General features: G+C 68.0%; 20 protein-coding genes. 15 read left to right on the top strand and 5 right to left on the bottom strand.

Going from position 1 to position 21,189, the window contains the following annotated elements; all coding sequences use genetic code 11:
* Positions 1 to 298: 298 nt before the first annotated feature.
* The 3 genes from ACFTSF_RS20915 (at position 299) to ACFTSF_RS20905 (ending at position 3,878) form a co-directional block, all read left to right on the top strand.
* The gene (locus tag ACFTSF_RS20915) at positions 299 to 1,366 is read left to right on the top strand and encodes an NAD(+)/NADH kinase (RefSeq protein WP_380155291.1); all 1,068 of its coding nucleotides are present in this window, start codon (positions 299 to 301) and stop codon (positions 1,364 to 1,366) included.
* A gap of 11 nt (positions 1,367 to 1,377) precedes the next feature.
* Positions 1,378 to 2,475: a mannose-1-phosphate guanylyltransferase gene (locus ACFTSF_RS20910; protein ID WP_344157490.1), complete on the top strand. Its 1,098-nt coding sequence runs from the start codon at positions 1,378 to 1,380 to the stop codon at positions 2,473 to 2,475.
* A gap of 191 nt (positions 2,476 to 2,666) precedes the next feature.
* On the top strand, positions 2,667 to 3,878 hold the full coding sequence (locus tag ACFTSF_RS20905; RefSeq protein ID WP_380155290.1) for a hypothetical protein: 1,212 nt from the start codon (positions 2,667 to 2,669) through the stop codon (positions 3,876 to 3,878).
* Positions 3,879 to 3,927: 49 nt separating this feature from the next.
* Here ACFTSF_RS20905 and ACFTSF_RS20900 read toward each other — a convergent pair whose 3' ends face one another.
* The 3 genes from ACFTSF_RS20900 to cofD all read right to left on the bottom strand — a co-directional run bounded on the left by ACFTSF_RS20900 (position 3,928) and on the right by cofD (position 6,679).
* Complete coding sequence (locus ACFTSF_RS20900; protein ID WP_380155289.1) at positions 3,928 to 4,608, bottom strand: DUF3105 domain-containing protein; 681 nt, start codon at positions 4,606 to 4,608, stop codon at positions 3,928 to 3,930.
* A gap of 125 nt (positions 4,609 to 4,733) precedes the next feature.
* Positions 4,734 to 5,705 carry a coenzyme F420-0:L-glutamate ligase gene (locus tag ACFTSF_RS20895; protein WP_380155288.1) on the bottom strand — a complete coding sequence of 324 codons (972 nt, stop codon included), beginning with the start codon at positions 5,703 to 5,705 and terminating at the stop codon, positions 4,734 to 4,736.
* Positions 5,702 to 6,679: a 2-phospho-L-lactate transferase gene (gene cofD / locus ACFTSF_RS20890; protein WP_380155287.1), complete on the bottom strand. Its 978-nt coding sequence runs from the start codon at positions 6,677 to 6,679 to the stop codon at positions 5,702 to 5,704. Before cofD ends, ACFTSF_RS20895 begins: the two co-directional genes overlap by 4 nt.
* A gap of 114 nt (positions 6,680 to 6,793) precedes the next feature.
* Between cofD and ACFTSF_RS20885 the strand changes: the two genes are divergently transcribed.
* The 4 genes from ACFTSF_RS20885 (at position 6,794) to ACFTSF_RS20870 (ending at position 13,139) form a co-directional block, all read left to right on the top strand.
* Positions 6,794 to 8,002, top strand: coding sequence for a hypothetical protein (locus ACFTSF_RS20885; protein ID WP_380155286.1), 1,209 nt, complete (start codon positions 6,794 to 6,796; stop codon positions 8,000 to 8,002).
* Between the two features lie 333 nt (positions 8,003 to 8,335).
* Positions 8,336 to 8,587: a WhiB family transcriptional regulator gene (locus tag ACFTSF_RS20880; protein WP_203589828.1), complete on the top strand. Its 252-nt coding sequence runs from the start codon at positions 8,336 to 8,338 to the stop codon at positions 8,585 to 8,587.
* A 167-nt stretch (positions 8,588 to 8,754) separates the two neighbouring features.
* Positions 8,755 to 11,667 (top strand): glycosyltransferase, encoded by a 2,913-nt coding sequence (locus tag ACFTSF_RS20875; RefSeq protein ID WP_380155285.1) that lies wholly within the window; start codon positions 8,755 to 8,757, stop codon positions 11,665 to 11,667.
* A complete protein-coding gene (locus ACFTSF_RS20870) occupies positions 11,664 to 13,139 on the top strand; it encodes a DUF5719 family protein (protein ID WP_344157513.1) in 1,476 nt (491 codons plus the stop codon). The genes ACFTSF_RS20875 and ACFTSF_RS20870 overlap by 4 nt, the downstream gene beginning before the upstream one ends.
* A 4-nt stretch (positions 13,140 to 13,143) precedes the next feature.
* Here ACFTSF_RS20870 and ACFTSF_RS20865 read toward each other — a convergent pair whose 3' ends face one another.
* Positions 13,144 to 13,515 carry a DUF3499 domain-containing protein gene (locus tag ACFTSF_RS20865; protein WP_132413949.1) on the bottom strand — a complete coding sequence of 124 codons (372 nt, stop codon included), beginning with the start codon at positions 13,513 to 13,515 and terminating at the stop codon, positions 13,144 to 13,146.
* Positions 13,516 to 13,546: 31 nt separating this feature from the next.
* On the opposite strand from ACFTSF_RS20865, the gene ACFTSF_RS20860 reads away from it, so the two are divergent.
* Genes ACFTSF_RS20860 through ACFTSF_RS20825 form a run of 8 tightly spaced genes read left to right on the top strand, consistent with a single transcriptional unit; the run spans position 13,547 to position 20,739 of the window.
* Positions 13,547 to 13,993: a metallopeptidase family protein gene (locus tag ACFTSF_RS20860; RefSeq protein WP_344157519.1), complete on the top strand. Its 447-nt coding sequence runs from the start codon at positions 13,547 to 13,549 to the stop codon at positions 13,991 to 13,993.
* 58 nt (positions 13,994 to 14,051) lie between these two features.
* A complete protein-coding gene (locus ACFTSF_RS20855) occupies positions 14,052 to 15,140 on the top strand; it encodes a Gfo/Idh/MocA family oxidoreductase (RefSeq protein WP_344157522.1) in 1,089 nt (362 codons plus the stop codon).
* The gene (locus ACFTSF_RS20850; protein ID WP_380155284.1) at positions 15,133 to 15,870 is read left to right on the top strand and encodes a ThuA domain-containing protein; all 738 of its coding nucleotides are present in this window, start codon (positions 15,133 to 15,135) and stop codon (positions 15,868 to 15,870) included. Before ACFTSF_RS20855 ends, ACFTSF_RS20850 begins: the two co-directional genes overlap by 8 nt.
* A 53-nt stretch (positions 15,871 to 15,923) precedes the next feature.
* Positions 15,924 to 17,327 carry a phosphomannomutase/phosphoglucomutase gene (locus ACFTSF_RS20845; protein WP_380155283.1) on the top strand — a complete coding sequence of 468 codons (1,404 nt, stop codon included), beginning with the start codon at positions 15,924 to 15,926 and terminating at the stop codon, positions 17,325 to 17,327.
* Positions 17,327 to 17,533 (top strand): Trm112 family protein, encoded by a 207-nt coding sequence (locus ACFTSF_RS20840; RefSeq protein WP_171678099.1) that lies wholly within the window; start codon positions 17,327 to 17,329, stop codon positions 17,531 to 17,533. Before ACFTSF_RS20845 ends, ACFTSF_RS20840 begins: the two co-directional genes overlap by 1 nt.
* Complete coding sequence (locus ACFTSF_RS20835; protein WP_344157531.1) at positions 17,530 to 18,606, top strand: SIS domain-containing protein; 1,077 nt, start codon at positions 17,530 to 17,532, stop codon at positions 18,604 to 18,606. Before ACFTSF_RS20840 ends, ACFTSF_RS20835 begins: the two co-directional genes overlap by 4 nt.
* Positions 18,600 to 19,757 carry a mannose-6-phosphate isomerase, class I gene (manA, locus tag ACFTSF_RS20830; protein ID WP_380155282.1) on the top strand — a complete coding sequence of 386 codons (1,158 nt, stop codon included), beginning with the start codon at positions 18,600 to 18,602 and terminating at the stop codon, positions 19,755 to 19,757. The genes ACFTSF_RS20835 and manA overlap by 7 nt, the downstream gene beginning before the upstream one ends.
* A gap of 22 nt (positions 19,758 to 19,779) precedes the next feature.
* Positions 19,780 to 20,739, top strand: coding sequence for a cation diffusion facilitator family transporter (locus ACFTSF_RS20825; RefSeq protein ID WP_380155281.1), 960 nt, complete (start codon positions 19,780 to 19,782; stop codon positions 20,737 to 20,739).
* On the opposite strand, the gene ACFTSF_RS20820 is transcribed toward ACFTSF_RS20825, so the two are convergent.
* Positions 20,736 to 21,095, bottom strand: coding sequence for a MerR family transcriptional regulator (locus ACFTSF_RS20820; protein ID WP_344157539.1), 360 nt, complete (start codon positions 21,093 to 21,095; stop codon positions 20,736 to 20,738). The two genes, ACFTSF_RS20825 and ACFTSF_RS20820, sit on opposite strands and share 4 nt — an antisense overlap.
* Positions 21,096 to 21,189: the final 94 nt, after the last annotated feature.

Below are 21,189 nucleotides of genomic sequence, written 5' to 3'. Positions count from 1 at the left end.
GACTGGACAGGCAGCGGAGCCTCTTTAGGTAGCTGGTTGTCTCGCGAGGACAAACCTGTCTACCCAACAGAGCTCCGCTGCTTTACGTTCAACACGCCCCTTGACACCACCCAACCCGCCTTAACTAACCGGCCTTGGGGTTCACCCAGCGGTTTGTGGGTTCTGGACCCGCCATGCCGGTGCAACACCCACAACCTCGTGGGGCGACCCATCAAACGCGTCGTACGGAAGGCAGCGTGCGGGGTGGGCGCGGGGTGGCGGTTACGGTGGGGGAATCTTGGGTTGAGGAGGATGCGGCGTGGTTGAGCGGATCGGGCTTGTGGTTCACCAGGGGCGGGAGGTTGCGGTCCGGACGGCTGTGACGGTTCGGGCCTGGGCGGAGAAGCACGGGATCGGGTGTACCGATATCGACGTGTGGAAGGACCATGAGGGTCGGCGGAGCGGGATGGCTGAGCTGCATCACGCGGGGGATCCGGATCTGGTGGTGACGCTGGGTGGGGACGGGACGTTCCTGCGGGGTGCGCGGATCGCGGCGAAGAACGATGCCGCCGTACTGGGGGTGGATCTTGGGAAGGTCGGGTTCCTGACCGAGGTGGCGTGCAAGGACGTGGAGGCGGCGCTCGAGGCGGTGCAGCATGGTGGGGCGACGATCGAGGAGCGGATGACGCTCACGATGCGGGCTTCGCGGGCGCTGGAGATTCCGGATGGGATTGAGTCGCTGCTGCGGTACGGGCATGGGCCTTCGTTGCCGCCGCCGGCGGTGCGGCCGGAGAGTACCGAGGGGAACGGGTGGGGGCTCGCGCTTGATGTGACGGCGCTGAATGACGTCGTACTGGAGAAGCTTGCGCGGGATCACCAGGTGGCGCTTGGCGTCTACCTGGCTGGGCGGTTGCTGGCGTCGTACTCGGCGGATGCGGTGATTGTGGCTACGCCGACTGGGTCGACGGCGTACAGCTTTGCGGCGGGTGGGCCGATTTTGTCGCCGAATACCAACGCGATCGTGTTCACGCCGGTGGCGCCGCACATGACGTTCAACCGGAGTGTGATCGCTGCGCCGGATGAGCCGATTGCACTGCGGGTGCTGCCGCACTCGGGGCAGGCTGCGGTGAGCATTGATGGGCAGTTGCGCGGCGTACTGGATCCGGGGGACTGGATCGGGGTGTACGGATCGGCGCGTCCGCTCCGGCTGGTGCGGTTGCGGCCGACCGACTTCTACGGGCGGTTGCGGGACCGGTTCCGGCTGACCGACGCGCCCGCGACCGGGGTGGACGGGGAGTCGGATGCGTTCTTCCTGCCTGGGGATTCGCCGGTACCGCCGGACCTCGCGCACCTGCGGTTGCCACCACCTGCTTCCGACGCCCGGTAGGGTCTCTCCTCATGCGAAACGTGGTGATCCTGGCCGGGGGCTCGGGGACGCGGCTGTGGCCGATGTCCAGGGACGACAGGCCGAAGCAGGTGCTGCCGTTGGCGGCCGGTGAGTCGCTGCTGCGGGTGGCGTACAACCGGCTGCAAGGACTCGTCGAGCCCGAGAACATCTACGTGTGCACGGTTGGTGCGTACGCCGATGTTGTCCGCAAGGAGCTTCCCGAACTCGGCCCGCACGCCATCATCGGTGAGCCGGCCCGCCGGGACACGGCGAATGCGGTCGGTCTCGCGTCGGCGGTTGTGGCGCGGAACGATCCGGATGCGGTGGTTGCGTTCGTGGGGTCGGACCACTTGATCAGTCCGGAGGATGAGTTCCGGGCGGCGATCGAGGCCGGGTTCGCGGTGGTTGAGGAGCGGCCGCGGTCGCTTGTGACGTTCGGGATTGAGCCTACGCATCCGCATACGGGGCTGGGATATATCGAGCGCGGTACGGCGATCGAGGGTACGGCGGCGTTTGTCGTGGACCGGTTCCGCGAGAAGCCCGATCTGGCGACGGCTGAGGAGTATCTGGCCACTGGGCGGTTCTGGTGGAACTCGGGGATGTTCGTGTGGCGGGCCGAGACTGTGCTGAGCGTGCTCGATGAGCTGCTGCCTGAGTCGGCTGCGAATTTGCGTCAGGTCGCGTCTGTTTGGGACACGCCTGAGCGCGATGCGACGCTGGCGGGGATCTATCCGAACTTGCGGAAGATCAGTGTTGACTATGCGGTGATGGAGCCTGCTTCGCAGGGCAAGGTCGATGCCGAGGTGGTCGTCGTACCAATGCCTGTGCACTGGCTCGATGTCGGCTCGTGGGCCGCGTTGGCTGGTACGTACGCGGAAGACCCCAACGGCAACCGCACCGACGGCACCACGTTGAGCTGCCTACTCGACTCCCACGACAACATCATCGTCACCGACGACCCCAACCATCTGATTGCCACGGTCGGCCTACGCAGCCACATCATCGTCCACACCCAGGACGTCACCATGGTCTGCCCGCTGTCCGACGGCGAACGAGTCAAAGACCTGGTAGCCCAAGTCCAGTCCGACCACGCCACCAAGTACCTGTAGATCACCCGCCTCCGCCGCCGAAGGACACCGCCTCCGGCGGCGGCTGCTTTTGGCGCCTTCGGCGCAGTCGCCTCGTGCGGTTGCGCCCTCACGCGGGTGGGCACTGCTTTCCCGGGTGGGCAGGGAAGTTGGCCCGGAGAGCAGCGCTGATGTCGGTGGTGGGTGGCGGTGGTGGAGTTGAGACTCGGGGTGTGGACGAACGTGAGCAGGTTTCTGGGGATGTCTCACGCCGCGCCGAGCCGCTGCAGAGCAGGAGTGAGCCTGCCGGTCTGCCACCGCATCAGGCTGCGGCGATTCACGGGCAGAACACCGCGGGCAACGACGCGATGTCGTCGTACTTCGCTGATGTCGCGCTGCGGGGCCGGATGGCGGCTATGGAGCATGGGTTTGAGCTTGCGCAGATGAAGATTCCGCCGGGGCTTGATGCCAAGCTGAAGGTGGACTTCAAGGGTGAGTTCGGGCGGAACGACGGGTCGGGCAGTACGACGGCGACGCTCGGTGGGCCGGGGACGAAGAGCAGTAGCGGCGGCGGCAGTGTGGCCTTGGCGAAGGGGGAGCTCGAGCAGAAGTTCGGGAACGACGTGCGGCTGAAGGGGAGTCTTGAGGGGTCGCCCAGTGGGGTGACGCCGGCGATCGAGGTCAGTGGGCCGACGGGGTTTGCCGGGACCACTCTGCGCTTCGAGTATGCGCCGGTGAAGATGACGCACGATCTGCAGAAGGGTCGCAAGATCGTGTTGTCGGCGGCGAAGGTGACTGGGCGGTTTCCGTTCGACGGGCCGGTGGGGGACTTCTACTTCAAGGGGTCGGTCGACCTCAGTCTGGAGGCTTCGCTGGATCCGGTCGAAGGGGTGAAGCAGCTCGTCAAGCAGTACGGGAGTGCGACCCGTGGTGAGGCGCTGGCCTGGGCGGCGACCGAGGCGGGGATCTTCGCGATGCTGATCGGCGGTGCGGCGCTGGCCGGGTTGGACTTCGCGGACGAGGAACGCCGGGAGAAGCTCTGGGACCGGGCGTACAACCGGGCGCAGCAGGTCGTGAACGCCGAAGGCGTCTATTTCAACGAGCTCCAAGGCCGTACGGTGCCGGTGAACAACCCGGTGGACGAACTCGCGCAGCGGGAGGCGCGGGAGGAGCGTGCCAGGATCGCCAAGAATCTTGCGCTCGACCAGGAGCTGGTCAGCTGCATCATCAGGAACGAGAACGAGTCGATCGTTCCGTTCCGGTGGCGGGACGCCCCGCTGGACGACCTGATCCGCAGGATGCACCAGCAGCTCGACGAGTACGCCGACGCGAATCCGGTGCGGACCTTGTGGGGACTGCGCGTCCGTGAGGACAAGACGCGGGTCACCAGGATCGTGGACTCGGTCCGCGAAGGTGGCGGCGAGGCGCAGCTGCTGCCCGGATAGACCAACGGCCGGGCCCGCAGTGGGCCCGGCCGTCGAGGAACGGGATTTCTCAGCCGCCGTTGGGTTCCTGGGCGTCCATGGCCGGGTACTTGTCGATGAAGGTCTTGAGGGCTTCGCCGCTCACCGAGCCGCAGAACTGGCGGTGGGCCAGGGCTTCGGTGGTGCCGGCCTTGTTGCCGGACCAGTGGGCGAAGGCGACGTTCTTGCCGTCGGGCCAGGGCTTGCCTTCGTCGGCCTTGAAGGGGGCGGCGATGAACTTGCCGAGGGACGTGTCGGGGAGTTTGCCCTTGGAGATCTGCTCGATCTGGTCGATCTGGTCCTTGGGGAGGGTGTCCTTGTACCAGAGGATCGTGTAGCCGTGCTCCAGGTTGTGGACCAGGTTCGAGATCGCCGGGCGGTCGGCCAGGGTGTAGAACTTCTTCCCGAACGGCGCCCAGGTGTTGTAGTGCGGGCCGGACGACGGCGGCGACTCGTTGTACATGATCTTGGTGCCGTCGGGCTTGTGGTCCTGGGTGCCGCCGGCCTTGTCGTCGGTGGGCGTGTCGCACGAGGCTGCGCTCGCGGAGACGCCGAAGTCCGAGATGGCCTGGCCCTTGGTCCGCGAGTCCTGGATCAGCTTGATCGCCGGGTAGGCGATGATCGCCAGGCCGACGACGATCGAGGCGACCACGATCAGGATCGTCCGGTTCCGGTCGGACTTTGCCTGGTCACGCTGCATCTTCTCGATCATTTCGCGGCGTGCCTGCTTCTGCGATGACGCTTTACCCACAGTGTTGGTCTTCCCGGATCGGGGCGGCCATCGCGCCGCCGTGCGGATGCAGTGTACGAGAAGCACCTAAGAAGTTGCCTAGAAAACTATCGGGACCGTGAGCCGAACGTGACCGTCGCCTCACTCCCCGGCCCCGTGCGCACGCTCACGCCGTAGCCCTCGGCGTGCAGCAGGACCGCCAAACGCTCCGCGATCACGCCCACTGTCACCGGCTCCTCACCGAAAACGGTGACCGCGTTGTCGAGCACCTCCAGGTGGATGCCCTCGACCTCGCTCAGCAGGCCGTCCCACAGCGCCGGGTCGACCTCACGGGGTCCACCAGGCGCCTGACGCTCCAGTACGGCGGCCCGCGCCGCCTCGCGCGTGCCCAGGCTGAACATGTCGTGTTCGGCGTCCCGCACCAGCGCCCGCGCGCCCGGACCGTGCTCTCCGACCGGCAGTACGACGTCCGCCAGCCCACGCACGATTGCCACCGGCACGCCGTCCGCCTTGCCCTTCACGAGCTCACTGGCGCTCGCGATCTCGTCAGCCACCGCCGGCTCGGTCACCGCGAGCACATTGCCGTGACTGTCCGTCGTACCGCGGAGGTCTTCCACTACGCGGACTCCGGCGGCTCCGATGGCCAGATCGGTCTGTCCGTTGCGCCATGGCCGCCCGAGGGTGTCTGTGACGACCACACCGACGTTCACGTCGTACTGGGCCTTCAGAGCCTCGCGCAGGGCCCGTGCAGAGGCGTCTGGGTCCACTGGGAGCAGCAGGACCGTGCCAGGGGCTGTGTTGGAGGTGTCCGTGCCCGCAGCGGCCATCACGAGGCCGTGGCGGGTCTGGACGATCCGGGTGTCGCCGCGCTGCGCCACGACGCGCACCAGCTCTGCGTCGACCGCCTCGCGCCGGGTGCCGTAGGTGACTCGGCCCTCGGCCTTGCTCATGATCTTGGAGGTCACGGACACGACGTCCCCGTCGCGCAGGTCCGCGGGGCCGATCAGCGCGGCCAGGTCGTCCCCGGCCGCTACTTCGGGTAGTCCGGTCACCGGGAAGACTTCCAGGTGTTTCCTCATCGCCGTACTGCCTCCGCGAGGTTCAGAGCCGCGTCGGCCATCGCGGCGGTGGTGGTCTCGTCCGTCATCCACAACGGCACCGCTTGCACGTGAATTCCGGCTCCGGCGATCGAATCGGCCTGGATCGAGTCCGAGGTGTCGATCAGCCAGCCGTCCAGTACGCCGCCCGTCGTCCGCGAGCCGTAGAACCGGGCGACCGCGGAGGCGGTCGACGCGACGCCGACCGCGGCCAGGACCTTGTCGGCCATCCCACGGACCGGACCGGTGCCGATGATCGGCGACAGCCCGATCACCGGGGCACTGGTCTCCCGGACGGCGTCGCGGATGCCCGGGACGCCGAGGATGGTGCCGACCGAGACCACCGGGTTGGACGGCGGGATCAGCACCACGTCGGCGTCCGCGATGGCCTCCAGTACGCCGGGCGCGGGCTTGGCCTTGTCCTGGCCGACCGCGACGATCTGGTGGGCGGTGACCTCGGCGTGCCAGCGCACCCAGTACTCCTGGAAGTGGATCGCCTTGCGCTTACCGGGCTGCTCCGGGTCGTCCACGACGACGTGGGTCTCGACCCGGTCGTCGCTCATCGGCAGCAGCCGGACCGGCAGCTTCCACCGCTGGCACAGTGCCTCGGTGACCGCGGTCAGGCCGTAGCCGGCGTCCAGCATCTGGGTCCGGACCAGGTGGGTGGCCACGTCCCGGTCGCCGAGACCGAACCAGGTCGGCTCCACGCCGTACTCGGCCAGCTCCTCCTTGATCACCCAGGTCTCGTCCTCACGGCCCCAGCCGCGCTCCTTCGAGATTCCGCCACCGAGGGTGTACATCACCGTGTCCAGGTCCGGGCAGACGCGCAGACCGAAGAGGGTGATGTCGTCGGCGGTGTTCCCCACCACGGTGATCTCGGCGTCCGGGCGGGCCTTCAGTAGCCCGCGGATGAAGGTGGATCCACCGACGCCGCCGGCCAGCACTGTCAATCGCATGGGAAGAGTCTGCACGAGTCGTCAATGCGCCGAGCCACCGCACGACTATGCTGCGGTGGGTCCGAACATCCGCACAGCTCAGTTGTACGGCCCCCAACATCCCGAGGAGCCCTCGTGGTCACCGACGCAACCAAGAAGCTCAGAGAGCCGGTCGCGTACATTCTGCTCGCCTTCGCTGCCCTGTCCGTGCTGGCGGTCCTGATCCTGTTGCTCTTCGGCGACAGCACGTTCGCGACCAACGCCCTGCGGGCGCAGGGTCGGCTCGCGCCGACCGAAGTCAGTGGCGTCGTGCTGCTGCTCACCCTGGCCGGATCGGTGTGGCTGGTCAACGAAGCGGGTGAGCGTACGCCGAACGCCCGGCTCGTCACGACTGCCGCGCTCGCGATCACCGGTGTAGCCGTGCTGGTCGGACTCATCGCGACCTTCGCGGTGTTCGGGGCCAACGGCTCCGGCGCCCTGAAGACCGCCACCTTCATCTCGTCACTCGCCGGCCTCGCGTTGTTCGGCGTGGTCGCGTACTACATCTTCAACACCTTCCAGGGCCTGCCGGCCGCGGTGCGTGCGCCGAAGCAGGGTCAGTTCGGCCCGCAGGGGCAGTACGGCAACCAGTACGGCCAGCAGGGCCAGTACCCGCAGCAGGGCGGCCAGTTCGGCCAGCCGGGCCAGCAGGGTCAGTACCCGCAGGGCCAGTTCGAGCAGGGCGGCCAGCAGGGCCAGTACGGCGGTTATGCCGCAGCAGCCGGCGCAGGTGCGGCCGCTGGTGCCGCAGGCGGTTACGCGGCGGCTCAGGGCGAGCAGCAGTGGCCGCAGGAGCAGAGCTGGAACCAGGGCGAGCAGCAACCCGCCTGGTCCGCCGGCGAGGCCGAGGCCCAGCAGCACGCTCCGGCCGACCAGGCCTGGTCCGCGGGTGCCCAGCCGGGCACCGAGCCGACCCAGCAGTGGAGCTCGGAAGGCCAGCAGCAGTGGTCCGGCCAGGAAGCCCAGGGCAACCAGTGGCCGCAGGAGCAGGGCCAGGGATCACAGTGGAATGACGGCGGTCAGCAGTGGTCGTCCGGTCAGGACTACCCGCAGCAGGAGTGGCCGGCACAGTCCGGTCAGGCCGAGCAGGCGCAGCCGGAGGGTCAGCAGACCTGGCAAGCCGGTGAGCAGTCCTGGCCCGCCGAGGAGGCCCCGGCCGCCGCGCCGGAGGCCGCTGAGCCGGCGCCGGCCGCCGAGCCCGCGGCCGACGAAACCCGCGTGGACCCGCGGGTTTCCGACACCGAGAAGGACGACCAGGGCCAGCAGGGTCAGGGTCAGCAGGGCTGGTGGTCGCAGCCGTCCTGACCCAGGACGCCTGCCAGGTAAGGATGTAAGCCCTTACCCGAAACCCGTTGACGAAACAACTTCATGGATTTCCAGCTGTAGCACATGAACACGAGAGGCCTGTGTACACAGGCCTCTCGTTGTTTTGCAGCCATGTTGCGGATGATGCCAATAGCAGACCACGGCTTGACTTTCGTGGATTGCAGGAATGTAATTTCAACCGTGTCGTTCGTTGACACTCGGTATCGGGGACCGTTGCAGAGTGCAGGACGGTCGAGGTCAGGCATGTGGACCGCAAACCCACATGTACAGGGGAACGAACAGGGTCGAGGAGGTCGTACCGTGACAGAGCTCTTGGCGATTGTCGACGGTGAGGCGATCGAGGAGGAGCCGAACTGGCAGGAACGGGCGCTGTGCGCCCAGACCGATCCAGAGGCTTTCTTCCCGGAGAAGGGCGGTTCCACCCGCGAGGCGAAGAAGGTCTGCCTCGGGTGTGACGTCCGCGGAGAATGCCTGGAGTACGCACTCCACAACGATGAGCGCTTCGGAATCTGGGGCGGTCTGTCGGAGCGGGAGCGCCGCAAGCTGAAGAAGAAGGCCGTCTGACGGTCATCTGGACCAGTCCGTAGACAACTTCACAGAACTTTCCGCGAGGCCCCGGGGGACCACCTGTCACCGGGGCCCGCGGCGTTCCGGAGCCTTTTCCGACCGTCACCTCGGCGGCTGTATGGTGACCCAGACCGTCCGTACCCATTGAGGTGTCACAGCTCCGCATGGAACAAGAAGCTCCGGCCGGCTGGGAGTTCTTCGACTCTGTCGACTTCCCGACCGATCACATCGACGACCCGATGGGTCGCCCGCGGGTCCGGCACGTCGTGACCGCGGTGGTGGTCGGGCACGAGGGCGCGGCCTGGCTGCCGCGACTGTCCGAGGCGCTGTGGGCACTGAACCCGCGCCCCGACCGGCTGATCGCGGTCGACACCGGATCCACCGACGAGACCGCCGAGTTGCTCGCCTCGATGCCAGGCGTCGAGCCCGTGGTCAGCGTCTCCGCCCGCACCGGCTTCGGTACGGCGGTGGCGCGCGGCGTCGAGACCGTCGGTTTCGCGCCGATCCCCTCGCCGTACGGGCCGTATGGCGATGACGGGCACATGCCGGTGGTCGAGTGGCTCTGGCTGCTCCACGACGACTGCGCACCCGCGCCCAAGGCACTCGAAAAGTTGTTGCTCCAGGCCACCATTGCGCCCGAGGTCGGGATCTGGGGGCCGAAGCTCCGGCTCTGGCCGCGCGACCGCGATCTGCTCGAGGTCGGTGTCACCACGTCCCTCGGCGGCCGTCGCGACACCGGTATCGAGAACGGCGAGCTCGACCAGGGCCAGCACGACCAGCCACGGAACGTGCTGGCGGTCAGCTCGGCCGGCATGCTGGTCCGTCGCGATGTCTGGGAGAAGCTGAAGGGTTTCGACCCGCGGCTGCCGATGTTCCGCGACGACATCGACTTCGGCTGGCGGGCGAGCCGGGCCGGTTTCCAGGTCGGCGTCGCGCCGGATGCAGTGGTCTACCACGCGCAGGCCGCCGCGACCGGTGAGCGGGCACTGGCGGGCACCCGTCGGCACGCGTACCAGCTCGACCGCGCGCATGCGTACTACACCGTTCTTGCGAACGCTCCTGGCAAGCTGCTGCCGGTCCTGATCCTGCGGTTCCTGCTCGGCACGATCATGCGGTCGGTCTGGTTCCTGATCGGCAAGACGCCGTCCGGTGCGGTCGACGAGTGGACGGCTTTGCTCGGCACGCTGCTGGCCGGTGGCTGGACACAGGCCCGCAAGGACCGCCGCACTCTGGACAAGGTCCCGTACGACGAGATCAAGGGACTGTTCTCGCGGTCGGTGCACGCATTGCGGCACAACCTCGAGGAGACCACGAGCACCATCTCCGAGCGGATCCGCGAAGCCTGGGCGGACGAGCCGGAAGAGCAGGTGGTCACCACTGCGCGTCGTGCGAAGTCCACTGCCCGGGTAGCTGTCGACCAGCCGCGTTGGCGGCGACAGTTGATGCGTCGGCCGTTCCTGGTCGCGTGGGTGGTGCTGGCGCTCGGTACGTTCATCGCTGCGCGCAGTCTGATCGGTGGCGGCGTCCTGCGCTCCAACTTGCTGTTGCCCGCCCACGAGAATCTCGCGGCGCTCTGGCACGCAGCCGCATCCGCACCGCCCGGTGTGACGCCGCCTGCTTGGTTGGGGCAGTTCTGGGCGTTCTCCACGGTCATGTTCGGGCCTTCCGGCGCTGCGAACGTTCTGCTGCTCGGTGCGATCCCACTGGCCGCACTGGCCGCGTGGGCGTTGCTCCGCGCGTTCATCGTCAACCGTGGCGCCCGCGCGTGGGGCGCGTCGGCGTACGGCATTGCAGTCTTCACGAACGGCGCAATCACGCAGGGCCGGATCGGCACAGTGGTGGCGGCGATCGCGCTGCCTCTGCTCGGTGCTGCTGTCCACACCGTGGCTCGCCGGCGTCGCGTGGTCATCCAGGGCAGTTGGCGGGCCGCATGGTTCGCCGGTATCTGCCAGGCGGTCCTGTTCGCTTTCACTCCGGCCATCGGCCTCATCGTGGCGGTCACTCTGGCCGTCGGTGGCGTGCTGGGTCTTGGCTGGCGTCGGCAGGGCCGGCAGTTGGTCTTCTCGGTGGTGCTCGGTCTCGTCCTGGTGCTGCCGTGGACGATCCAGTTGGTGCTGCACCCGTCGTTGCTGGGTCAGGAGGCGGGTGGTCGGCCGACCACTGCGATCGGACCGGGTGACAGCCTGCCGCATCTGCTGACCGGTACGCCGGTTGGTGGCCCGACGCCGTGGTGGTTCGCCGTACCGCTGATCCTGGTGGCTCTGGTCAGCCTGCTGCGCGAGTCGCGGCAGAAGTACGAGCTGCTCGGCTGGTTCGTCGCACTGGTCGGGCTGGTCGGCACACTCGTGGCGAGCCGGCTGGGCGGCGGTAGTGGTCCGCTGATGTTCCTGATGACCGCAGGTTGGGTCGTTGCGGTCACGGTGGCGTGGGACTCGATCGGTAAGACCAGCGAGATCCTCATCCAGGCTGTGCTCGGCATTGCGCTGGTGACGACGATCGCGACGGCCGGCTTCTGGCTGGTGCGTGGTGTCGACGGACCGCTGTGGCGTGGCCCGGCGCAGGACCTCCCGGCGTACCTGGTGTCGGCACAGGGCCCACCGGCGAATGACTCGATTCTGATCGTCCGCAAGGCTGCGGGCAGCCCGATGCGGTATTCGCTGGTCAAGGACGGCGGTCCGCGGATGGGCTCGGTCGAGGCCGCTCCGAAACCCGAGCAGGTCAAGCCGATCACCGACGTACTGTCGACGCTGGGTGGCGGTGGCTCCGGTGAAGAAGGACGTCAGCTGGCCGCTCTGGCCGTCGACTACGTCTATCTGCCCGCACCGGTGGACGCGACCTTGCAGTCGACACTCGACTCGTTGCCGGGCCTCAGTCGGGCCAGTGCCAACGACGGTGACGCCGCCTGGTTGGTGGACCGCTCGAACGGTGACGGCAAATCACCGCTGGACGACGTGACCCACACCCTGTGGCGAATCCTCGGTCTGATCGGGTGGATCATCGCGCTGATCTTCTGTCTGCCGACGGTCCGCCGGACAGTCGCCGTACCGCATGGCACTCACGCCAGGAGGGACCGATGAGCAGCGTGCTGTCGGATCCGCGCATCCGGCTCGGAGCGTGTGTGCTGGCGATGGCCGTGGTCGGTGGCCTGGCCGTCGTCACCCACCCGAAGCAGCCGAACGTCGAACCACAGGCCGTAGAGGCGCCGACTCGCTCGATCGTCAACCGGACCGCACTGGCGTGTCCGGCACCGGCCGCAGGCGGCAAACAGACCAGCGTGGTGAACGGCGTGGCCCCGACCCTGCCGGAGGGGACGCCAGTCGCCCACGGCAACGCGACCCCGCTGTCGATCACACCGTTGGCTGCGACCGCAGGTCCGGTCGGCTCACTGCTGGTCCGCGGCAAGGTCGGCTCGAGTCCCGCGGCCACTCAGCCACAGGTCCTGTCGATCCGCGGTACCGGCCCCCTCGCCGCAGGTGCAGTAGGGACCAGTACGGCGATTGCCACCAGCGGTGTGAACAGCGGAATGGCCAGTGCGCCGTGTCAGCTACCCGGCTCCGATTTCTGGTACGTCGGTGCGTCCACGGCCCCGGATCGCCGTGACGTGCTCACGCTGACCAACCTGGACAGCGTCAACGCTTCAGTGAACGTGACGATCTACTCGAACAAGGGCCAGCTGGATCTGCCGTCCGCACGCGGACTCGTGATCCCAGCTCGGTCGACGTACGAGCTGTTCCTCGATCAGGTCGCTCGCAGCCAGAAGGACCTTGCACTGCATGTCGTGTCGACCGGTGGTCGAGTGGCGCCGGCGCTGCGCGACTACGCGACCAAGGCCGACAAGACGCCGGCCGGGGTCGACTGGATCGGCCCCTCGGTCGCACCGTCGACCAAGGTGTTCGTGCCGGCCGCAGCGCCTGGCCCCGGGCAGCGGAAGCTGGTGCTGGCGAACCCGTCGGACCTGCAGGCCACGATCAGCCTGACGGTGAACGGTCCGAACGGCCCGTTCAAACCGGCCGGGCTGGAGACAGTTCGGCTGCCCGCAGGTGCGGTGAGCGCGATCGACCTGAGCAAGGTGCTGCATGGAGATGCCAGTGGCATCAGCCTGGTCTCGGACCAGCCGGTGACTGCTTCGCTGCGGATGATCGACAAGAGCGGTTCGGACTTCGCGTCGATCGCTGCGACCGAAGGGCTGACCGGACCGGCGTACCTGGTGCTGCCGGCTCATGCGCAGCCGGCCATCCTGCAGGTGACAGCTCCGGGCAAGGCATCGAGTGTGAAGCTCGACCTGCGGGATGCGGCGGGCAAGTCGCTGCAGAGTCGTGCGGTCGACGTCATCGCGGGTTCGACGACTCAGATCGCGTTCAAGCCGCAGAGCGGGCCGACGTACCTCACGGTTGAGCAGACGCGCGGGGCGGTCGTCGCTGGTGTGACGCTGATGCCCAACCCCAAGAGCGACGACACGCCGCAGGTCGCCGCCTGGCCGCTGAACACCTCACTGGTGTTCCGGGCCCAGCTCGGCGCGCAGCCCGACGTACGGTCGGCTCTGCGCTAGGAGGTCAGTTGCCGTCGGGGTCGCGCAGCATCCGCAGGTGACCACGGCGGGTGACCTCGACCGGCGCGCCCGGGATGTCGGCGCCCGGTTCGCGGCGGGGCAGCGGGCGTGCGGCCTCGCGGACCGCGTTGGCCAGCGCTTCGAGGTCGTCCGTCGACGGTCCGGCAGCGGCCGGGTCCGGAGCGAGCCGGATGACCTCCCAGCCGTTCGGAGCGGTCAGCCGGTCGGCGTGGTCGGCGCAGAGGTCGTAGCAGTGCGGCTCGGCGTACGTCGCGAGTGGACCGATCACACAGGTCGAGTCGGCATAGACGTAGGTGAGCGTCGAAACGGCCGGCGAATGACAGGCGGCGCGCGAACAGATCCTGGCGATGCTCACGACAAGACGTTACCCCCACTAGGCTGAGCGCGTGACCGAGGCTCGCCGTCATCGCAGGCACATCGACCGCCATGGGCGCGGCATGCTCGGACCGATCAGCCGGCCGAGCTCCTTCGCGCCGCGTGGTCTGCCGCTGCAACGCTCGGCTGCGGCCCAGTTCGACGAGGTGGTCGCGATCGAGGTGACGCGACTGGAAAAGCGGCTGCCGCAGGTCGTCGCCCGGGTCGAGTTCGCCATCGAGGACGTGCCGACCCTGGAGCTCGACGCGACCGAGATCCCGCTCACCCACGCCACCGGCGGTACGTCGCACGAGCCGTACCGGATCGTGGTGTTCCGGCGCCCGATCGAGCTCCGCGCCGAACGCTCCGGCGCCGGCCTCGCCTGGCTGGTCCGATCCGCCCTCGTCCTCGAACTGGCCGACGTACTGGCCCTGTCGCCGGAACAAATCGACCCGGAGTTCGACACCGACGAAGAGTGAGTTCCGCACTGTGGAACCCTTCTTGTGACCATCGTTGTCACGGGAGAGGATCGCTGGTGTGAACGATCAAAAGCTGCGGGTCGGAGTCGTTGGGCTGGGTTTCGCTGGGCGCACCGCGCTGGAGGCGTTCTCCGAACTGCCGGATGTCGAGGTGATCGCGCTGGCGGGGCTGGAGAAGGACCTGCTGACCAGCCTGGGCGAGAAACACGCCGTACCGCACCTCTACGAGAAGTGGGAGGACCTGCTCCAGACCGAAGGCCTGGAGGCGGTCAGCATCGGTACGCCGACTCAGTTGCACGCCCCGATCGCGCTTGCGGCGCTGGAGAAGGGGCTGCACGTGCTGTCGGAGAAGCCGCTGGCCAGGACTGTCGCTGAGGGCACTGCGATGGTGGAGGCCTCGAAGAAGGCCGGCCGGGTGCTCAAGGTGGTGTTCAACCACCGTGAGCGCGGTGACGTCATCGCACTGAAGCACCAGATCGACGAGGGCCAGCTCGGCCGCATCTACTACGCCAAGGCGCACTGGATGCGCCGCAACGGCATCCCCGGTATGGGTGGCTGGTTCACCAACCGTGAGCTGTCCGGTGGCGGTCCGCTGATCGACCTCGGTGTCCACATCCTCGATATGGCGCTCCACCTGCTCGGCGAGCCGCAGGTGACCACTGTGTCGGCGAATACGTTCGCCGAGCTCGGCCCGCGCGGCCGGGGCAGCGTGCACAGTGTGGAGCGACCGGTCGTCGACACACTCGGTTCGAAGTTCGAGGTCGAGGACCTGGCGACGGCGTACCTGCGACTCGAGGGTGGCGGCGCACTGCAGCTGGAGACCAGCTGGGCGACGTACCGGGCGCCGGGGGACAACTTCGGTATCGAGCTGTTCGGTACCGAAGGCGGGGCGAAGATCGACGTCCAGAACTACACGAACGACGACACGCTGCGGATCTACACCGATGTCGCCGGTATCCCGGCCGAGGTGCGGCCCGCGACCGGTCCGGGGCTCGGCCACCGCGCAGTGGTGCGGGAGTTCGTCCGGATCGTCCAGAGCGGCGACTGGGAAGGGCAGAACGGGTCGGAGGCGCTCCTCCGCACCGAGGTCATCGACGCCTGCTACGCCTCGGCGAAGGCAGGACGAGAGGTAGTGCTGCATGACTGATCCCATTCGCGTCACGGTCTGGGGCGAGAACGTCCACGAGGGCCGCGACGAGACCGTCCGCAAGCTGTACCCGGACACCATGCACGAGACGATCGCGTCGGCGCTGCGGGCCAAGCTCGGCCAGGACGTCGTCGTCCGTACGGCGTGGCTGCAGCAGGACGAGCACGGTCTGACCGAGGAGGTGCTGGCCGAGACCGACGTACTCACCTGGTGGGGGCACGCGGCGCACGATCAGGTCGACGATGCGGTCGTCGAGCGGGTGCACAAGCACGTGCTGTCCGGCATGGGTCTGATCGCGCTGCACTCCGCGCACTTCAGCAAGATCTTCATCAAGCTGATGGGCACCACCTGCTCACTGGACTGGCGGGCCGAGAACGACCGCGAGCTGATCTGGACGGTCGCGGCCGGGCACCCGATCGCGCGCGGGATCCCGCATCCGCTGGTGATCGAGCGCGAGGAGATGTACGGCGAGCTGTTCGACATCCCGCAGCCGGACGAACTGGTGTTCATCAGCTCGTTCAGCGGTGGCGAGGTGTTCCGCTCGGGCGCCGCCTACCGCCGCGGTCAGGGCCGGGTGTTCTACTTCCGCCCGGGCGACCAGGAGTTCCCGACGTACCACAACTCCGACGTGCAGCAGGTGATCGCGAACGCGGTCGGCTGGGCGGCTCCCGTCGTACCGCGGCAGCTGCCTGAGGTGCACCACCGTGGCGAGACCGGCTGGTTCGTGTGACTTAAATACAGCCTGAAATTCGATCTTTACACGGAGCCGGATAAGGTCCACGCATGGTTGACGTTGCGGCGATCTTCAAGGCGTACGACGTTCGCGGGGTCGTCCCGGATCAGTTCGACGAGTCGGTGGCCCGGGCGACCGGGGCTGCGTTCGTCGAGGTCCTGGACGTGCTCGCGGGTCCCGGGGCGGTCGTGGTCGGGTACGACATGCGGCCGTCCAGCCCGGCGCTGGCGGCTGCCTTCGCCGAGGGCGTGACCAGCACCGGCGCCGACGTGATCATGATCGGGCTGGCCTCGACCGACCAGCTCTACTTCGCTTCCGGCCGGCTGGACCTGCCGGGCGCCATGTTCACCGCGAGCCACAACCCGGCGCAGTACAACGGCATCAAGCTGTGCCGCGCCGGCGCCGCGCCGGTCGGTGCGGACTCCGGGCTGCGGGATATCGCCGACCTGGTCGAGAAGGCCCTCGTCGACGGCCCGGTGGCGACCGCCGTACCGGGCACGATCCGCGAGAAGGACCTGCTCACCGCGTACGCCGATCATCTGCACGACCTGGTCGACCTGTCGAAGATCCGGCCGCTGCGGGTGGTCGTCGACGCCGGGAACGGGATGGGCGGGCACACTGTGCCGGCCGTTTTCGCGACCGGTCCGGTCGAGATCGTCCCGATGTACTTCGAGCTGGACGGCAACTTCCCGAACCACGAGGCGAACCCGCTCGACCCGAAGAACCTGGTCGACCTGCAGGCGAAGGTGCGCGAGGGCGGTGCCGATCTCGGGCTGGCCTTCGACGGCGACGCCGACCGCTGCTTCGTGATCGACGAGAAGGGCGACCCGATCTCGCCGAGTGCGATCACCGGAGCTGTCGCCGTACGGGAGCTGGCCAAGCACCCTGGCGCGACCATCCTCTACAACTTGATCACCTCGAAGGCAGTGCCGGAGCTGGTGACCGAGCACGGCGGCGTACCGGTGCGGACGCGGGTCGGGCACTCCAACATCAAGCAGAAGATGGCCGAGACCGATGCGGTCTTCGGTGGCGAGCACTCGGCGCACTACTACTTCAAGGACTTCTGGCGGGCCGACACCGGCATGCTGGCCGCACTGCACGTGCTGGCCGCGCTGGGTGAGCAGGACAAGCCGGCCAGCGAGCTGTTCGCCGTGTACGAGCGCTACGTGGCGTCCGGCGAGCTGAACAACAAGGTCGAGGACGCAGCGGCCACGGTCGCCGCGATCGAGGACACGTACGGCGGCCAGGCCGACATCACCCTTGACCGCCTGGACGGCTTGACCGTGTCCGCGCCACAGTGGTGGTTCAACGTCCGGACCTCCAACACCGAGCCGTTGCTGCGGCTGAACGTCGAAGCGGCGGACCGCGCCACCATGGAGCGCGTCCGTGACGAAGTACTGGCGCTGATCACCGGCACGCCTGCGACAGTGTTGTCGAACGAGGGGAAGAACTGATGGCAGTCAATCTGGACCCGGACCTGCTGAGCATCCTGGTCTGCCCGAAGTGCCGCTCGGAGTTCCGGGTGGACGACGAGGCGAACGAGCTGGTCTGCACCAACACCGGCTGCGCGCTGGCCTACCCGGTGCGCGACGACATCCCGGTGCTGCTGATCGACGAGGCGCGGGACACCCGCACCGAGGAGACCGCGAGCCAGGCATGAGTACTTTCGATGACTCGCGGCTGGACGATCCGGCTGCATTGCGGGACGCCGATCACCTGCTGCGACGGCTGGCGATGGCCGGTGCGCGGGTTCGGGCCGAGCTGGAGGCGGCGGACGACGTACTGTCCTCGCTGACGTCCGACGGCTTCCGGCCGCGGGCCATTGTGGCGGCCGGTCGGGACGCTCGGCTGGTGCGCGCTGTGCTGGAGCCGGTCTGCCCGGTGCCGTTCGTGGCATGGCCCGGTCCGGGTCTCCCCGGGTGGGCCGGTCCGCTGGACCTGGTGATCGTGCTGGGCGGACAGTCCGAGGACAACGACGCGGTGTCGGCTGCTGCCGAGGCTGCGCGTCGCGGTTGCGGACTGATGGTCGCTGCGCCCGCGGACTCGCCGGTGGCGATCGCCTCGGCCGGTCTGCGACACGCGATCCGGCTGCCGTCGCAGTCCGATGACCAGCTCGCCGCAGCAGTCGCCGTACTGCAGGGGCTGCACCAGATGGACCTCGGGCCGGTTGTGGACGCCAAGTCCGTGGCGGAGATGCTCGACGACGTGGCGATCGCCTGCTCACCGAACAAGGACGTGTCGTCCAACCCGGGCAAGGAGTTCGCGCTCGTGCTGGCCGACTCGCTGCCGCTGGTGTGGGGCGGCTCGGTGCTGGCTGCCCGTGCTGCGCGCCGAGTGGTCGAGGCGCTGCGGCTGGCCAGTGGCCGCCCGGCGCTGGCGGCTGACGCCGGCCACCTGTTGCCGGTGCTCAACCAGCCGCCGCGGGATCTATTCGCCGACCCGTTCGACCAGGGCGACGAGCTACGGCCCGCACTGATCATTCTGGATGACGGTCTGGCTGACGACTCGGTCATCGAGACCCGCAACAAGCTGGCGCTCAAGGCCGAGCGGCACGAGGTGCGTGTGCACGTTGTGAAGCAGGCCGACGGGACAGACATCGCCCGGTACGCCGCTCTGACCCAGCACGGCCGGTATGCCGCGGCGTACCTCGGTATCGGGCTCGGCCGCTACGGCACCGCGGCCGACGACGCACCGGCCGAGCCGGGCATCCCGTCGGAGGACCCAGCGTGGTAGTTCGGCTGCAGAACACCATCCGCGACTACGCGTGGGGCTCGACGACCGCGCTGGCGCAGCTGCTCGGTGTGGAACCGGATGGCAAGCCGCAGGCCGAGATGTGGATGGGCGCCCACGAGTCGGCGCCGTCCGTGCTGCCCTCGGGCGACTCTTTGTACGACGCGGTCACGGCCGGCGCATCCGACGTACTGGGTGTGGAGACGGCCGAGCGGTTCGAGGGGCGGTTCCCGTTCCTGGCCAAACTGCTGGCCGCGGGTCAGCCGTTGTCGATCCAGGCGCATCCGTCGCGGGAGCAGGCGATTGACGGGTATGCGCGTGACGAGGCGGCTGGGATTCCGCGGGATGCGGGCGACCGGAACTACAAGGACGCTTGGCCGAAGCCGGAGATCCTGATTGCTTTGGAGCCGTTCGACGCGCTGGTCGGGTTCCGGCCGTTGGCGTCGACGGTCGCGTTGCTGGAGTCGTTGGCACCGGTCGGTTTGGAAGGGCTGACGTCGCAACTGCGGGACGGCAAGCTGCAGGAAGCGTTCACGGACTTCATGAGCAGCGACCGGGACTCCATCCGGCCGCTCGTGTCCGCGCTGGGCGAGGCGTGCGCGCAGTACGCGGGTGACGCTTATGCGCTTGAGGTTGAGACGCTGGCGCGGTTGTGTGCGGACTTCCCGGACGATCCGGGTGTGCTGGCGGCGCTGCTGCTGAACCGGGTTCGGCTGGAGCGGTTCGAGGCGGTGTATCTGCCGGCTGGGAACGTGCATGCGTATCTGCATGGGCTCGGGTTCGAGGTGATGGCCAACTCGGACAACGTGCTGCGTGGTGGGCTGACGAGCAAGTACGTCGACGTACCGGAGCTGGTGTCGGTGGTCGACTTCGAGCCGCTGACAGATGCGGTGCTGACGGCGACCGACGGTGTCTACGAGACCGGGTGCGAATACTTCGCCGTACAGCGGGTTGATCTCGACGGCGGTGAACGGACGGTCACTGGGAGCGGTCCGCGGATCGTTTGCTGTGTGGACGGAACGGTCGAGGTCGGTGCCGGGGGCACCTATGACGGTGTGACGTTGTCCGCCGGGCAGTCCGCGTTCGCGGGTGGACCCGAGGGACCCTGTAACCTGCGTGGTTCCGGCACGGCGTTCGTCGTGTCCACACCCTGATTTGCGGAGGACCTGAACAACCATGGCTGGTGGCGGAAACAAGGCCGTGGTCGCGGCCCTGCTGGCGAACACCGGGATCGCGATCACCAAGTTCGCGGCGTGGGGGCTGACCCAGTCGGCCTCGATGCTCGCCGAGTCGATCCACTCGCTCGCCGATGCCGGCAACCAGGTGCTGCTGCTGGTCGGCAGCAAGCGCGCCAAGCGCGAGGCCGACGAACTGCACCAGTTCGGCTTCGGCCGGGAGCGCTACGTCTACTCGTTCATCGTGGCGATCGTGCTGTTCAGCGTCGGTGGTCTGTTCGCGCTCTACGAGGGCTGGCACAAGATCCACGACCCGCACGGGATCGACGACTGGAAGTGGGTCCCGGTCGCCGTGCTGGTGGCCGCGATCGTCATGGAAACCCTGTCCTTCCGGACCGCGATCGTCGAGGCGAACAAGGTCCGCGGCCACGTCGGCTGGGCCAAGTTCATCCGCAACGCCCGCTCACCCGAGCTCCCCGTCATCCTGCTGGAGGACTTCGCCGCGCTCACCGGTCTGGTGCTCGCGCTCATCGGTGTCGTGCTGACGCTCGTGACCGGCAACGGTGTCTTCGACGGTCTGGGTTCGATGGCGATCGGCGCACTGCTGGTCTGCGTCGCGATCTTCCTGGCGATCGAGATGAAGTCCCTGCTGCTCGGCGAGTCCGCGACCCGCGAGTCCCAGCAGAAGATCGTCGACGCCATCCAGAACACCCCCGGCGTCCAGCGCCTCATCCACATCAAGACCCTGCACCTCGGCCCCGAAGAAATCCTCGTCGCCGCCAAACTCGCCGTCGAGTCGACTGCCACCAGCGCCGCGATCGCCGAGACCATCGACGCCGCCGAACGAGCCATCCGCGCCGCCGAACCGATGTCGGTCCACATCTACCTCGAACCCGACATCTTCCACGAGAACCACACCCCCGACGCCCGCCCCGCCGTACCCGAGGCCCCCTCCCACTAACGCGGTTTGGGTGGGAGGACGCCGGAGCGGCCTAGCCAGTGGAGGGCTCGTTCTCGGTCTATCTGGGACTGGGTGGGTGGGGTGGTCAGGCGGCCGGTGCGGTAGCCGAGGTTTCGGAGGTCGGCGGCTACTGAGGGTTCGGCGAGGGCTCGGAGGGCGAACGCCAGGGCGGCGGGGGTGACGTCGTACCGGCGTTCCAGGTCGAGGGCGAGTTGGACGGCGGCGAGGTCGCGGTCGTCGTACTGGCGTTGGGCGGTTTGGCCGGAGCGGGAGTGCGGGAGGAGGCCGAGGGCCTCGCGGTAGCGCAGCATCCGGGGGGTCGTGCCCAGGCGTTTGGCGGCTTCGGTGATGCGCATGACACCAATCCTGACATTTCGGTGTCAAAAACGCCCGTCAGGCGATCAAACCACCAGGCTGAGCCCTCTAGGCTCACCTAGGAAGTACTCAGCG

Origin of the sequence: Kribbella sp. NPDC056951 (assembly GCF_042674205.1) — a bacterium.
GTDB lineage: Bacteria > Actinomycetota > Actinomycetes > Propionibacteriales > Kribbellaceae > Kribbella > Kribbella yunnanensis.
Note: the sequence above shows the minus strand (reverse complement) of the source record. Positions and strands in the feature narration are given on the sequence as shown.